A 14,459-nucleotide genomic window follows, 5' to 3' on the forward strand; every position below is an offset into this window, starting at 1 on the left:
TGGAACCGCGCCTCCCTGATTGCAACAGCTATTTGCGGTCTCAGATCAATAGGCTCGCGGCGCCCTCATGGCGCAGCAAAGCCACTTTGGTTTCAACCCCTCCGGCTCCAGAGAACCCTCCCAACCCCGTTGCAGACAAAACCCTGTGACATGGAATGATCACGGGAATAGGATTTGCACCGCAGGCCTGACCCACGGGCTGCGCTGGCTGTCCCAGCTGCTTGGCAATATCACCATAGGTCAGCGTCTCACCAAACGGGATGGCATACATGATGTCGCAAACCTGCTGTTGAAACCTAGACCCATCCACACGATAGGGCAGATCAAACCGCGTTAGTCGCCCTTCGTCATAGGCCCGAAGTTGCGCCGCCACCTCTAGTAACAAGGGTGTCCTGGCACCCTCATCACGACCGTTCCAGACAAGGCGCGTTACCGCCCCGCCCTCTTCTTCAATCCCAAGGCGTCCGAACCGGGTATCCACAGCAATCATAGGCATGGCCAGATGCTGACAGTGTTTGCGGGTAAAGCGCAACCCGGATCATGCGCTACCACTGCGTCTTCCGTTCAAAAATGCGTCGGAGCGCGGGAGGGCCTGACAATAGGCCCTACCAAATGCGCTCCGCCGCTGATTTAGCTTAGTGCTTCGTCACACCGTCCACAGACACCCGAATGCGCGTGAAGTCCGACGTCGGGGAGGATCTTCCAGCAGCGCTGGCATTTCGCCCCTTCGGCCTTCTCGAACACCACTCCGACACCTTCGATTTCCGGCACACGGAATGCTTCGGCGGGTTTTGGATCTCCCGTGACGGTCAATCCCGAAGTGATGCACAGATCGTCCACATCGAAGGTGGCCAGCAAATCGCGCGTTTCCGCATCCGCGACATAGACGATCGGAGCGGCCTCAAGGCTTGAACCGATGACCTTTTCTTGCCGCTGCACTTCCAGAGCGGCGGTTACGGCGCGGCGCACGCGGCGCACCTTGGCCATGTTGGCCTCAAGCTCTGCATCGCGCCAGTCGGCGGGTGTGTCGGGGAAATCCACCAGATGAACAGAACTGTCATCGCCGGGGAAACGCTCCAGCCAGACCTCTTCCATGGTGAAGACCAGTACCGGTGCCAGCCATGTGGTCAGGCGGTGGAACAGGATATCGAGGACAGTTCGCGCAGCACGGCGGCGCAACGTATCGCCATCGCAATAGAGCGCATCCTTACGGACGTCGAAGTAGAAGGACGACAGGTCAACCGTGGCAAAGGTGAACACCGCACTGAATACGCCCTGGAAGTCGAACGCGGCATAGCCTTTGCGCACCTGTTCATCCAGCTCGGCCAGACGGCTCAGCACCCAACGTTCCAGACGCGGCATATCCTGCGGCTCCACCCGGTCAGCCTCGGTGAAGTCGGCAAGCGAGCCCAGCATGAATCGCATGGTGTTGCGCAGGCGGCGATAGCTGTCGGCGGTACCCTTCAGGATCTCGGGCCCGATCCGCTGGTCAGCGGTGTAGTCGGTCTGAGCCACCCACAGCCGCAGGATATCGGCGCCGTATTGCTTGACGACTTCCTCAGGCACGATGGTGTTGCCCAGCGATTTGGACATCTTGTTGCCCTTGGCATCCAGCGTAAAGCCGTGCGTCACCACATTACGGTACGGCGCACGACCCTTGGTACCGCAAGCCTGCAGCATCGAGGAATGGAACCACCCGCGGTGCTGGTCGGTGCCCTCCATATAGACATCAGCGATGCCGTCCTCGGTGCCATCCTCACGATCACGCAGAACGAAAGCATGGGTCGAGCCAGAGTCGAACCACACATCCAGCACGTCGAACACCTGATCGTAGTCATCCGGATTGGCGATGCCGTCGAGGATCTTTTCCTTGAACCCATCGGTGTACCAGATATCCGCGCCGTCCTTCTCGAACGCCGCTTTGATGCGGGCGTTCAGCTCTTCGTTGCGCAGCAGGTAATCTGCGTCAGTGGGCAGCGCACCCTTCTTGGTGAAGCAGGTCAGCGGCACACCCCAGGCACGCTGGCGGGACAGAACCCAATCCGGACGCGCTTCGATCATGGAATACAGGCGGTTGCGGCCTGTTTGCGGGGTCCACTTCACCAGCTCGTCGATCGAGCGCAGGGCGCGTTCGCGGATCGTGTCGCCCATCTCACCCATGCCATCGTCCAGCTTGCGGTCGACCGAGGCAAACCATTGCGGCGTGTTGCGATAGATGATCGGCGCCTTCGAGCGCCATGAATGCGGGTAGCTGTGCTTGATCTTGCCGCGCGCCAGCAGCCCACCAACCTCGGCCAGCTTGTCGATGACCGCTTTGTTCGCATCACCCTCGCCGCCTTTACGGGACAGGATGTACTTGCCGCCAAAGAACGGCAGATCGGCGCGGAACGAGCCATCGTCCATCACGTTATAGGTGATGACCTGCTCGAGCATGCCCAGATCGCGGTAGAGCTCGAATTCCTCCATCCCGTGCGACGGCGCACAATGGACGAAACCGGTGCCTTCGGTATCGGTCACAAACTCAGCAGCGCGGAAATCGCGGATGTCGTCCCATTCGCCATTGCTGCCCTCAGCCCCAGCCAGCGGGTGGGTTAGCTGGATCTTGGCCAGATCTTCCTGCGTGACATCGCACAAACGGCGGTACATCGAGTCATCCAGACGCGCGCGCGCAAACACGTCCGCCGCGCGATCATCGGCCAGCAGATAACGCTCACCGATCCGCGCCCAGCATTCCTCGGGGCGACCTGTAACCTCGTAGAGACCGTAGGAGATGTCCTCACCGTACACCACGGCCTTGTTCGACGGCATGGTCCATGGGGTCGTCGTCCAGATCACCACATAGGCATTGTCCAGCGTTACATCGCCCGTGTTCACGACCTTGAACTTCACCCAAATGGTGAAGCTTTCTTTGTCGTGATACTCGACCTCGGCCTCGGCCAGAGCCGTCTTCTCGATGGGCGACCACATCACGGGTTTCGAGCCTTGATAAAGCGTCCCATTCATCAGGAACTTCATGAACTCATCCGCAATTACGGCCTCGGCGTGATAGTCCATTGTGATATAGGGATCGGGCCAGTTTCCGGTGATGCCAAGGCGCTTAAACTCTTCGCGCTGGATGTCGATCCAGCCTTCGGCAAACTTGCGGCATTCCTGACGGAAGTCGACAACGTTCACCTCATCCTTGTTCTTGCCCTTCTTGCGGTACTGCTCCTCGATCTTCCATTCGATGGGCAGGCCGTGGCAATCCCAGCCGGGTACATAGCGCGAGTCGAAGCCCATCATCTGATGCGACCGCACGATCATGTCCTTGATGGTCTTGTTCAGCGCGTGACCGATATGCAGGTGACCGTTCGCGTAAGGAGGGCCGTCATGCAGGGTAAAGGGTTTGCGGCCCTCTTTCTCGCGCAGGCGATCGTAGACGCCGATCTTTTCCCAACGCTCCAGCCATGCGGGCTCGCGCTTGGGCAATCCGGCGCGCATGGGGAATTCGGTTTTGGGCAGGTTCAGCGTGTCTTTGTAATCAGGTGCTTGGGTCGTGTCGGCGCACATTTGGGGCGTCCTCAGGATGTTCGGGTCGTGTATGGATCGAAGCGGTCAGTGCGATATCTCAAGCACCTTTGCCCGGCGTCTCGCGATATCAGAGCGCCGGGGATATAATTCGAATAATGATGGCCAAACGGTCATGCATGGCGGGCTTATAGGACGCCACAGCCTAATGGTCCAGAGGTTCCGAGCCTTGCGGCGAATGGCGCAGTTTGGCCCAGCGATTGAGCCACGCCAACCCCGCCAGTGCGAGGCCCAGCGCGAGTAGCGAAAAGACCCGGATCAGCCCGCCCAGCCCTGCGATATCGATCAGAAACACCTTGGCCACGGCCAGCCCTATCACGGCCAGCCCTGCCTTGCGCATCAGATCGGATCGGCGTGCCAGCGACTGATAGAACAGCGCACCCCCAACCACCAGCAAGGTGATTGTATAGGTGTAAAGCTCGGGCTGCGTGACGCCATTGCCCTCGAACATGCCACCAGCGCCCTGCCAGACATGCCGGATCGCCAGCCCCAGCCAGACAGCGGCCAGAGCGCAGGCGCCCCCATAGCTGGCCTGCCTCAGCAAAACCGGCATCGTTGGAATACGCCAAGCGGAAAAGCCGATGGCCAGCGCAGGAACAAGATAAGCCACCGCAAGGGTATTCAGAACCGGCGGGCCAAGCACGGGATCTGTCAGCGGATTCAGCAACGGATTCGCCTCGGACAAAGCCTGCACCAATCGCGCGATCCCGTGCGCGGCAAAAAAACCGGCCAGCAGATAGCGCGCGTAGTTCAGCTTGCCGCCGAGTGAGAAGCGCTGAACCTGCGCATAGGCCAGCAGCAACCAGATCACCGCCAGCAGGCTCAGCCCCCAGTGACTGTCTTTCGCCCCACCTTCGCCGAACCCCTCAAGCCAGCGCAACAGAAGCAGCGACAGTAGGATGCCCGCCGTTGCCCAAGCCGCACTTTCCAGCAGCAGGGACGCGATGGGTCGGTTCAGTGGCCTCAGCAAAGCCCAGCCCGCCACGAACCCGACCACGGCGGCGGCATAGACCAGCACCATTTCGGCCAGCAGTGCGGTGTTGGCCCAATCCAGGCCCGGATCCAGTACCAGCCGGACCGTCACCGTGAGCACTCCGGCCCAGATGAACCAGCTCATTGGCGGCAATGCAAAACGCCGATCCAGCGCTGCGGCCACAACGATCATGACGGTTAATGCAACTGTCAGCGCGGCTGAACTGAGTACGATGATGCAGGCAAAGCTCAGACAGGACAGCGCTGAAAGCGTGGCCAGAGAAGCCCGCATGCGGTTATCTCCGTCCACCCGCACAAAACGCTCGGCCAGAACAACCATTATCGCCCCCAGTGCGATGGCGTGTAGTGCCCAAGGGTAAGCTCCGATCACCTCAGCCGGACGCCACCCAACCTCGAGCGCAATCGCCATCAGCGGCGCGAACAAAACTGCGGCCCCAGCCCAGATCACAGCCACGCGTCCGCCTGAGAAAGATCGCGAGGCCGCCAATACCGAAATCAAGGCACCCAATCCCACCAGCAGAGTGACAATCAGCGGGAAATCGGCCTCAACCGTTTCCGCATAAGTATCTGCAAAAATACGCGCCGCTGCGCCAAATTCTAATCCGTGCGCCAGTACAAACCAGATCAACCCCAACGCAGGCAGCACCGTGAGATCCTGCAACGCACGTGCATCTTTTGCCCATAGAATCAGAGCCAACGTCAGTCCGGCCAGCAGCATCACGCCCAGCCAAAACTCGCTGGCCGAATCCGCCCAATGCACCGACAGGATCACCGAACTGGCCGTGACCGCACCAAAGGCTAATCGAGTAGGAAACTCGGGCCAGGGATCACCTTTCCGTCGTCGAACCACTTCAGCGATCATCGGACCGGAGTGGTTGGGCCAGAAACGCCGGACCGGGATCGCGATGGCAATCAATGCGAAGGCTGTAATGCAGGTCAGGTATCCGGGCTCGGTGAGCGGTGAGGACAGCACCAAAAGAAACGCCGCGCCATAAGCTCCGACAAGCGTCAGCACGGATATCCAGGCCCAGCGCCGGACCGTGTCGATACCCAGCCCGAGAACGGCGATCACGAAGAAATAACCATAGAGCCACGTGGGGTCATCTGACGATCCACCAACGACAAAGGGGGCCCCGAAGGCTCCGATCAGGCCAACCGCTGCCAACAGCGGGCCGTGGAACCAGCCAAGCACCAAACCGATCAGGGCAACGGCAACCATACCAGTCAGGGCAATTTCGGGGCTGATAAGATCATACAGCTGACGCGCGGCCAGAATGGCACCGAACAGCGTCACCAGTCCGGCGCCCGAGAAAACCGAAGGCAGATACGCGGTCGCGGCACTTTCGTCATCGCCAAAGCGACGGCGCACCACTTCTCCGGCTGTGATCAGCACTGCGCCAAAGATCAAAGCGGCTGCAATGCGCGCGGTCGGAGGCAGCAATCCGTTCTCGACCCCGTACTGAACCAGAAATATCCCTGCCAGCGCCAATGACAACGCCGAGACCGCGTAAAACCAATTCTCGCGCAGCCATGCGCCAAGCGCTGCAAAACGGTCCTCGCGCAAGACGAGCGCGGCAGAGGGCACATCATCGGGGGGCTCCTGAGGCTCTTCGGTGAAGACTTCCTCTTTTGGTCGTGCCGCCCATGGTCCTGGCTTGGTCTCCGTTGCAACCGGTTCAACCGGAGCCTCGGTCTCAGCAGGGGGCTCAGGCAATTGCCCGGCTAGTTGCCGCTCCAACTGCTCAACCCGCTTGCGTAACCGGGACTGACCGACCAACAAAACGATGATCGAAACAGGAATGGCCAATACGATAAGACCAACAAGGACAAGCAAGGATTCCAATCGAGACCTCCGCGCGGCGATGTCTCGAATTTACGCTTCGCGCGCTGAGGTTAATAGTCTGGAAATCCCGATACCTACGACCAGTTGCTCAGGTAGGTTAAAACAACGCAAGATCGGGTCGCGTAAGCATCAGCCACAGGATCGCCAATACCGTGATAAAAGCTGGTATGCCGCAGGCAAACCAGATGCGAAACAGACGGAAATAGGCCAGCGGGAGTTCGCTACCGATGCTTGCAGCGTGCTGCGCATAAGTGCGCAGGCGGATTTGTATCCAAACCACCGGCAGCCAGAACATGCCGGTCACGACATAAAGCAGGATCGACATCAGCAGCCAACCTTCACCAAGCGACCATCCAAGCCGCCACGCCAGCAGAAAGCCTGTGAGAGGCTGCAGCACGACCGCCGAGCTCGTGAACAGCAGATCGGCCAGCACAACAATACCCGCAGTGTGGGCAATAACGCGTGCGTCCTTTGTGCGATGTGCCATCAACATGAAGAACGCAATCCCAGCGCCGGTTCCCAGCAATACGCAAGCCCCGATCACGTGTAACCAACGCAGGATAAGGTCGGGATCCATCAGCGGCTCTCAAGCATGGGGATTGCGGTCACGGACAGCAAAAGCGCCGGGATGACCTTGAGTAGAGGTCCCAGCGGATCGAGCCATAGCGCAGGCACGAACAGTGTCGCCGCAATCAAATAGAAAGCGGCGACTGCGGCTTGAGCCAGACAAACTCGCGCCGCCCAAGGCCGCCACAGCAACGCCATCCCCAATGCGATATCAACCAGCGACCACAGCACGACGCTTGTACCTGCCCATCCGGCGGACCACCCGGCACGGATGAGAACTTCGGATGCCTGCGACAGCCCTGTCAGGCCAATCAGCCCCGACAGCAGCCAGAACAGGCATAGTGCTCCGATCACTACAGGCATCAGCAATGTCATCCGAGCGCTCAACCGATGTTCACGCGCACAGGTTAAGTTATCGTAAATCTCACCAAGTCCGCGCAGGGACCGACCAGTCGCAGCGCGGAAAGGTTCAGGGTCACCCACGACGCCCTGTTCCATCACCTTCATCGCGGTGCTGCGCAAGGGCGACCTCCACCCCAGCCGCGCGAGCTGGTCGGCAGCCCCAGCAACCGCTTTGATTAGTACGGAAGGCACCGATATGACACGGTGTGCGACGGGAAACCCAAGCCAATGGCGGGTGGCCGCCAGAACCTCAGCCAGCGTGTGTGGACTGTCTTCAACCAGATCATAGTCGCCTTCGGGCAGATCGCCCTGAACGCATGAGAGGATCACGGTACATAGGTCCTCCATGCCGACGCATTGAACCGGTGTCTGCGGATAAGCGACGGGTTGCACGACAGGCACCGCCGCCAGCATGCGCAGCAGAGCGGTGCCGCCATAGTCGCTCTGCCCGATGACCAGACCGGGCCTGAGCACCCACAATACGGCACCACTGGCGCGCAGGGCTGCATCGCCCTCGGCCTTGCTGCGCATGAATGTGGTTGTAGCGTCAGGCGAGGCCCCGATGGCCGAGACCTGAATGATCGCCACCCCGTTGTCCGTGCAGGCTTGTCCCAGAGCTGCGATTGCCAGCTGATGCACTGCGCGCAGATCGTCCTGCCCGCCATCCTGCAATGCCCCGGAGCAATTCACCACGATTTCAATCTCGCGCAGGATGGCCTGCCAGTCGCGCACCTGCGTGAGCGTTCGAAGATCAGCCTGGATAAGTTCAACATCTGGCAAAACCCGAGTAGCGATGCCGACGTTTCGCACCAAACCCCTGACCGCAATACCCTCGGCTCGCAATCGCCTCACAACAGATGCGCCGATGAAGCCATAAGCACCCAGAACCAATACGGTTTTTGTCTCGCGCATGATAAACGCCTGTCTCATCGGAGCTGTTTGAAACACCCTAGCGGGTCATACAGACCGCACCAGCTTTGGTCTTACATCTGCGACACCATTGCCCATCACGGGTGAAACAGTGATCCGACCCAATAGGCGATGGTCGCCGCAGCCCCTCCGATCAACAGGGTTTCACCACCTGACCGCCACCACGGCGCAAGGGACCAACGGCTTTTCATCGCGCCGATGGCAAAGAACACACCTGCCGTCATCCAGGCCGACACGGTGAATGCATTCGCGATCGACAAAAGGAACGGCAGCAGCGGGATCATCCCCGCGACCAGAAAGGCAAAGAATGTCGCCATCGCGGCTTTGAGAGGGTGTGGATCGACGCTTCCCAACCCATATTCGCCCTCAATCATCAGGTTGATCCAGTTGTCATGGTTGGAGGTGATCTCATCCGTCGCCTCGTCCAGCACGCTGCCCGAGAGGCCCTTTTGTGCAAGGATTTCCCTTACTTCGTCGCGCTCTCCATCCGGATAAAGCTTGATATGCCGTTCTTCAATCGCGCGGATCCGGTAGATGTTGTCGAGTTCGGCTTTGGTTCCTGAATAATTCCCCGCCGCCATCGAAAAGCCATCCGCCAGCACATTGGCCAGCCCGAGGGCAACAATGACAAAAGGCGATAACCCCGCGCCTGCGACACCTGCAACGATGGCGAAGGTTGTGACCGAACCATCGATGCCGCCATATACCACATCGCGCAGCACCCCACGCCCCGGAGGGGCGTTAATCCGCTCGGAAATCTCTTGCTGACTGTGGCCGTGGTCGGTCATGGCTGGCTCCGCCCTGTTTATGCAGGACGGCACCAGACACGGCCTTGCGCCAGATCAAGTCTTGGAAAACAGCCCGCTGAGCGCGCGTTTGATCATGCCGCGGGTCGAGGGTTTGTGGCGTGCCGAGAAAGGCAGCGGGCGGCAGACCTCCATCGTGGCAACGCCCACGCGGGCAGTAAGCGCGCCATTGACCAGCCCCTCGCCGAACCGGCGGGACAGTTTGCTGAGGACTGAACCGCCCAAAATCGGTTCCAGCAGATCATCCCCAACCGCCACTGCACCGGTTGCGACCAGATGCACGAATACGGCGCGGGTCAGGCGCCAACTGCCCAAGGCACCTGCGCGCCCGCCGTAGATTTCCGCAATCCGCCGGATCATGCGCAATGAACTTGCCAGCGCCGTCGCGACATCAGCCAGCGCAAGCGGAACCAGAGCGGTCACGGTCGCGACCTGCCGGGCTGCGGCCTCGACCTCGCGGCTGGCGGCAGCATCCAGCGGGGCCAGAAGCTCGTCTTCGGCCAAGGTCAGCAGGGTTGCAGCATCGAATTGTTCGCCCATCCGCTCCTTCAGGCGATCTCGACCCCAGCGCGTTTCGTCGCGTCCGTTGTAGAATGTGATCAGGCGATTGGTGACGGCGCGAGCTTGCGACAGGTCTTCATCCGCCAATGCGGTATCAGCAGCGCGGCGCAGCCCGTCCACGCGAGACAGACGGCTGATTGCAGCCAGTTCACGCAACGCAATGATCAGCACGACCAGCAGCAGAGCGGCAATCAGGCCGGTAACGATCCAACCCAGAATTGGCGCGCGCTCAAGTAGCGAGATGGCGAAATCCCAAGTCGCGACCGAAACCACCGCCCCCACGACCGCAAGAGCCAAACCCCAGAACCAGCGCGCCAAGGCCGAAGGTTTCCGTGCCGCAAACCGAACAGCTGCTTGCATCGCCTGCCCCTGAGGCGGCGTGATATCGGGTACCGGAGGTGCGGTTGAAACGTCAGCCGCCGGGGCATCGTCTTCCAGATCGATCAGGACCGGACCTTTAGCCATCGGTCACCTCCTTGCGTTTCCAGATATATTTGATGTCGGGTAGGTTTTCGTCATTCTCGGACCCATCGCCGCGTGAAACCTCGGCAAATCCATTGCGTTCATAGAAGCGGCAGGCGGGGTGATTGGCCTGAAACGCATAGAGATTGAGCTCTGTGTGTTGTGCTTTCGCGTGATCCAGCAATTTCTGCCCGATCCCCTGTCCGCGCGCCGGGGCTGCCAGATAGAATGACTGCACCTCATCCCCGTTCAGCGCAAGAAATCCAACCACCTGCCCCCGCATTTCAGCCACCGTGACCCAGCCGAGATCGATCATCTTGCCACAAAACGCGATGGTTTCAGCCTCGGAATGCAATTCCGGCATCCAGTCGTTCTCGCGCGCGAACCCATGCAGAATCGCGCCTGTGGTTCCGGCATCAGTGCTGCGCGCAGGGCGGAGGATCGCGGTCACAGCCGATCTCCGATCAGAAACTGCGCGGCTCGGTCCAGCCGGATATGCGGGGGTCCGTCGCCAGGGTTCAGGGTCAGATGGGCGGGCGCAAAGGCCATGTAACCATAATCCTCGTCCAACCAACCCTCAGCCCCGTTGCGCGCAGGGCCCAGTAGATGGGCCGGGTCTTCTGGCAGATCACCGGGATAAAAAGCCGCCTGCTTGCCGCTGTCCAGCAAGGTGCCGCGCACGCAAGGAAGTTCGACGCCGTTATGGCTGCGCATCTCTTCCGTGGTGGTCCGGAGCGAGGCCAGCGACAGCGCCGCCGTCTCAGCCCCGGCAAAACTGGCGCGATCACGCGCCTCACGGGTCAGGGCTTCGATGATTGCGGTCAGGCGCGGATGCTGCAGGTGGTGCAGGTGATCGGCTTTGGTGGCGGCAAACAGGATACGCTCGACCCGCTTGCCCAGCAGCAGCTTGTTCAGCCATGCGTTGCGACCGGGGCGGAAGGCCGACAGGATATCGGCCATTGCGCGGCGCATATCCTCGACCGCCTGCGGGCCTTTGTGGATCGCGCCCAACGCATCGACCAGAACGATCTGCCGGTCGATCCGGGCAAAATGATCCCGGAAGAAAGGTTTGACCACTTGCGATTTATAAGCCTCATAACGCCGCTCCATCTCGCGATGCAGGGACCGGCGGCGCGACGCCTCCGACACCGACAAAGGCGCGAAGGTAAGCACAGGGGAACCAGCGAGGTCCCCCGGCAGAAGGAACCGACCGGGAGTGCAATCATAGAACCCTGCCTCGCGCGCGGCGTTCAGATAGGCTGTGAAGCGGCGAGCAAGGTCCTGGGCCTGCGGCTCATCATGTGGGGCCATTGGGTCGACCGCCTGAGCCTTAGCCAGAAATGCCTCGGCCTGTGGACGGTTCGAAATATGGTCCAGCGTATCCCGCGACCAAGCCTCATAGGATTTGTCCAGCAGGGCCAAATCCAGCAGCCATTCGCCGGGATAATCCACGATGTCCAGATGCAGCGTGCGAGGCCCCTGCAGACCTGACAACAACCCCGCAGGCTGGACTTTGAACGACAAGCGCAGTTCGGACACGGCGCGGGTGCTGTCCGGCCAGTGCGGAGTGGGACCGGTCAGAGCGGCCAAGTGGGATTCGAAATCAAACCGGGGCACGGTATCGTCGGGTTGCGGTTGCAGATAACTGGCGGTGATCCGCCCCTCCTGCTGCGCAACAAGGCTGGTCATGCGGCCTCGATCCAGCAGGTTGGCCACCAGAGATGTGATGAACACCGTCTTGCCCGACCGTGCCAAACCCGTGACGCCCAACCGGATGACCGGCTCAAAGAATGCCTCAGACACGCGGTCGCCCACGGATTCGACGCCGCGTACCAAGCTGTCTGCCAATGATGAGATGACCAAGCCGTCGCCTCGCAATTATCGTTTGGCCCAAGATAGGTAGCGGTCGCGGCACATGCCAGAGCTTTCGCCCTCTTGCCCGCCCGCCCAAGGCGCGATACCAGCGCCCCATGCCCAGATATGCGTTAAAAGTCGAATACCAGGGGGAACCGTTCGCCGGATGGCAACGGCAGAAAGAACTGCCCTCAGTTCAGGGGGCGATCGAACAGGCCCTGTCGCAGATCGAACCCGGAGACCACACCATCGCCGCCGCCGGTCGTACTGACGCGGGCGTTCACGCGTTGGGGCAAGTGGCCCATTGCGATCTGGCCAAGGACTGGAATCCGTTCCGCCTGTCCGAGGCGTTGAACTATCACCTCAAGCCGCAACCTGTCGCCATTCTTAAAGCCGCGCGGGTCGATGATGACTGGCACGCGCGGTTCTCGGCACTTGAGCGGCAATATCTGTTCCGCATCCTGATGCGCCGTGCCCCTGCGACCCATGATCGGGGGCAGGTCTGGCAGATCAATCATTCTCTGGACGTCGCCGCGATGCAGGCCGGGGCGGATATGCTGATCGGACGACATGACTTCACTACCTTCCGATCCTCCATCTGTCAGGCAGCCAGCCCGGTCAAAACACTGGATGAACTGCGCGTAGAGCAGGTTGAAGGCTTCTCGGGCACCGAAATCCATTTCCACGTCCGCGCCCGGTCGTTTCTGCACAATCAGGTACGCAGCTTTGTTGGCACGTTAGAGCGTGTGGGGGCCGGCGCATGGATGCCGGAGCATGTGTGCGATGCTCTGGAGGCGGTTGATCGTGCGGCTTGTGGCCCGGTTTGCCCCCCGCAGGGGCTCTATCTGGCACGGGTCGGGTATCCTGAGCCGGTTTTCGACTAAGATTACAAAGCGCGCATCAAAAGCCCGCTTGCAATCACGGCGATGATAAGACCTGCCACCAGTTCGATGGTCGGGGCCAGCACCGATGCAAAGCGCGTGGCCGAGGCTGAGGCCAACAATCCACCGCGCAGCCCAAAGGACGTCCACCCGACCAGAGTCGTGACAGTTGCGGTACCTAGCGCCATGGCGAACGCGCCTGCAATACCAACCATCGCGATACCCATTTGCCATGTCAGGATGAGCACAAACAACGCGCCTGTGCAGGGGCGTGCGGCGATGCCTGCGATCAGAACCAGCGCCTCACGCAGGCTGCCGACCTGAGCGACCTCTTCCGCGGTCGGACCATGGCGGTGGCCGCAATCCGAGCAGACCTCATGATTGTGATGGTGGTGGTCATGATCATGCGCATGGTGATCGTGGTCATGCATATGCGATGCTCGGTTTTTGTGACGCCGCGCGAAACTGCGAAGCGCGCGAAAGACCAGCCACAAGCCAATCACAGCAATCGCGCCATAGCTGATCGGTGCCATGACTTGTTCGGTGGTGCCCACCAGCGACTCGCGCGACATCTGGAATACCAGAACCCCTGCATAGACCAGCACAACGGCGGTTACGGCTTGCCCAAGGCTAGAAAGGACGCTGATCGCGGACAGCCGCCAGAACGCCAAGCGACGACCCAGCCCATAACCTCCGATAAGGACCTTGCCGTGGCCCGGCCCGATGGCATGGAAAAACCCATAGGCAAAACAGACAGTCAGCAGCGTCGCGACAGCCTCGGGCTGTTCAGCGCGCGCCGCGCGCAGGGCGCGGGCGATCTGGTTCTGGAATTCCCGCTGCTCTCCGGCGGCCCAGGCGGCGAGATGGTCAAATCCGCCGCTGCCCCAGAACCACACAAGCACCCCGCAAGCGATGGCGACGGGAACGATCAGGTATTTGGACATGAAAGCCGGATCTCGGTTGCGAATTTCTCGCCGACCAGCGGGATATCATTTTCCTCCAGATCGTAATTTGTATCGAGCGTCAGCAAGAATGCCTGCATCTGCGCCAGCTCTGCATCTATATCCGGGTCGGTCCGCTCGACCTCACAGGTCGTAGGGCCCGAGACCGTGACGGGACGGGTCATTTCATATGCGGTATAAAAGCTCTCATCGAAGGCTTTGATCGACAAGGCGTTTGCCGGAACCGGCCCACCTTCGACCGCGCGCAGATGGGTGGTGACGATGCGCGCATCCTCGGTCGTGGCCTGAGGCTCCAACGGACCAGAAAGCGGGACGACGGTCTCGCCCATGCGGATGACCAGATCGCCGTTGTAACCATCGACCCATTGCGCATCGAAACCCGACAGTTGCTGTTCTTCTGCTTCGGTCAGGACGCCATCTGCATCCTGATCCAAACGGTATTCCTCGAGAACCAGTAGCGAGTAGAACTCATCATAGGCCCAAGTTACGCGCACATGGGTCAGATTGCCTGCGTCGTCCACAATAAATTCCAACCCCGTGTCGATGAAGACATGCGGGTGAGCCAAGGCCGGAATCGGCAGGCAGCAGGTCAGAGAGAGGGCAAGCCAACGCATGGCAAAAAGATAGGCCA

At 60.4% G+C, this 14,459-nt stretch carries 12 protein-coding genes; 1 reads left to right on the forward strand and 11 read right to left on the reverse strand.

Features of this window, described 5'->3' with window-relative positions; translation table 11 throughout:
- Nucleotides 1-40: 40 nt before the first annotated feature.
- The 9 genes from ACR0IV_RS08275 to ACR0IV_RS08315 form a co-directional block, all read right to left on the reverse strand.
- Complete coding sequence (locus tag ACR0IV_RS08275; protein ID WP_480657080.1) at nucleotides 41-496, reverse strand: methylated-DNA--[protein]-cysteine S-methyltransferase; 456 nt, start codon at nucleotides 494-496, stop codon at nucleotides 41-43.
- Between the two features lie 134 nt (nucleotides 497-630).
- Nucleotides 631-3,549 (reverse strand): isoleucine--tRNA ligase, encoded by a 2,919-nt coding sequence (gene ileS / locus ACR0IV_RS08280; protein ID WP_480657079.1) that lies wholly within the window; start codon nucleotides 3,547-3,549, stop codon nucleotides 631-633.
- A gap of 163 nt (nucleotides 3,550-3,712) precedes the next feature.
- Nucleotides 3,713-6,403 (reverse strand): DUF2339 domain-containing protein, encoded by a 2,691-nt coding sequence (locus tag ACR0IV_RS08285; RefSeq protein WP_480657078.1) that lies wholly within the window; start codon nucleotides 6,401-6,403, stop codon nucleotides 3,713-3,715.
- Between the two features lie 97 nt (nucleotides 6,404-6,500).
- Entirely contained in the window at nucleotides 6,501-6,980 is a 480-nt protein-coding gene (locus ACR0IV_RS08290) for a DUF2269 family protein (RefSeq protein WP_480657077.1), read from the reverse strand.
- Nucleotides 6,980-8,284, reverse strand: coding sequence for an SDR family oxidoreductase (locus ACR0IV_RS08295; protein ID WP_480657076.1), 1,305 nt, complete (start codon nucleotides 8,282-8,284; stop codon nucleotides 6,980-6,982). The genes ACR0IV_RS08290 and ACR0IV_RS08295 overlap by 1 nt, the downstream gene beginning before the upstream one ends.
- A 95-nt stretch (nucleotides 8,285-8,379) precedes the next feature.
- Nucleotides 8,380-9,090: a VIT1/CCC1 transporter family protein gene (locus ACR0IV_RS08300; protein ID WP_480469111.1), complete on the reverse strand. Its 711-nt coding sequence runs from the start codon at nucleotides 9,088-9,090 to the stop codon at nucleotides 8,380-8,382.
- 54 nt (nucleotides 9,091-9,144) lie between these two features.
- Nucleotides 9,145-10,134, reverse strand: coding sequence for a YcjF family protein (locus ACR0IV_RS08305; RefSeq protein WP_480657075.1), 990 nt, complete (start codon nucleotides 10,132-10,134; stop codon nucleotides 9,145-9,147).
- Complete coding sequence (locus tag ACR0IV_RS08310; RefSeq protein WP_480657074.1) at nucleotides 10,127-10,582, reverse strand: N-acetyltransferase family protein; 456 nt, start codon at nucleotides 10,580-10,582, stop codon at nucleotides 10,127-10,129. Before ACR0IV_RS08310 ends, ACR0IV_RS08305 begins: the two co-directional genes overlap by 8 nt.
- Entirely contained in the window at nucleotides 10,579-11,994 is a 1,416-nt protein-coding gene (locus ACR0IV_RS08315) for a YcjX family GTP-binding protein (RefSeq protein ID WP_480657073.1), read from the reverse strand. The genes ACR0IV_RS08310 and ACR0IV_RS08315 overlap by 4 nt, the downstream gene beginning before the upstream one ends.
- A 107-nt stretch (nucleotides 11,995-12,101) precedes the next feature.
- Here ACR0IV_RS08315 and truA point away from each other — a divergent pair, with 107 nt between their 5' ends.
- Complete coding sequence (gene truA, locus ACR0IV_RS08320) at nucleotides 12,102-12,869, forward strand: tRNA pseudouridine(38-40) synthase TruA (RefSeq protein ID WP_480657072.1); 768 nt, start codon at nucleotides 12,102-12,104, stop codon at nucleotides 12,867-12,869.
- A 2-nt stretch (nucleotides 12,870-12,871) separates the two neighbouring features.
- On the opposite strand, the gene ACR0IV_RS08325 is transcribed toward truA, so the two are convergent.
- Both ACR0IV_RS08325 and ACR0IV_RS08330 read right to left on the reverse strand, forming a co-directional pair.
- Nucleotides 12,872-13,810 carry a nickel/cobalt transporter gene (locus ACR0IV_RS08325; protein WP_480657071.1) on the reverse strand — a complete coding sequence of 313 codons (939 nt, stop codon included), beginning with the start codon at nucleotides 13,808-13,810 and terminating at the stop codon, nucleotides 12,872-12,874.
- Nucleotides 13,795-14,442, reverse strand: coding sequence for a DUF1007 family protein (locus ACR0IV_RS08330; protein WP_480657070.1), 648 nt, complete (start codon nucleotides 14,440-14,442; stop codon nucleotides 13,795-13,797). The genes ACR0IV_RS08325 and ACR0IV_RS08330 overlap by 16 nt, the downstream gene beginning before the upstream one ends.
- Between the last annotated feature and the right edge of the window lie 17 nt (nucleotides 14,443-14,459).

The sequence above is a fragment of the Ruegeria sp. C2 genome (assembly GCF_056537765.1).

Coding starts and splice junctions, on each gene's coding strand:
- ACR0IV_RS08300 (WP_480469111.1), bottom strand. CDS start 9,090: ATGACCGACCACGGCCACAGTCAGCAAGAGATTTCCGAGCGGATTAAC.
- ACR0IV_RS08325 (WP_480657071.1), bottom strand. CDS start 13,810: ATGTCCAAATACCTGATCGTTCCCGTCGCCATCGCTTGCGGGGTGCTT.
- ACR0IV_RS08290 (WP_480657077.1), bottom strand. CDS start 6,980: ATGGATCCCGACCTTATCCTGCGTTGGTTACACGTGATCGGGGCTTGC.
- ACR0IV_RS08305 (WP_480657075.1), bottom strand. CDS start 10,134: ATGGCTAAAGGTCCGGTCCTGATCGATCTGGAAGACGATGCCCCGGCG.
- ACR0IV_RS08295 (WP_480657076.1), bottom strand. CDS start 8,284: ATGCGCGAGACAAAAACCGTATTGGTTCTGGGTGCTTATGGCTTCATC.
- ACR0IV_RS08330 (WP_480657070.1), bottom strand. CDS start 14,442: ATGCGTTGGCTTGCCCTCTCTCTGACCTGCTGCCTGCCGATTCCGGCC.
- truA (WP_480657072.1), top strand. CDS start 12,102: ATGCCCAGATATGCGTTAAAAGTCGAATACCAGGGGGAACCGTTCGCC.
- ileS (WP_480657079.1), bottom strand. CDS start 3,549: ATGTGCGCCGACACGACCCAAGCACCTGATTACAAAGACACGCTGAAC.
- ACR0IV_RS08275 (WP_480657080.1), bottom strand. CDS start 496: ATGCCTATGATTGCTGTGGATACCCGGTTCGGACGCCTTGGGATTGAA.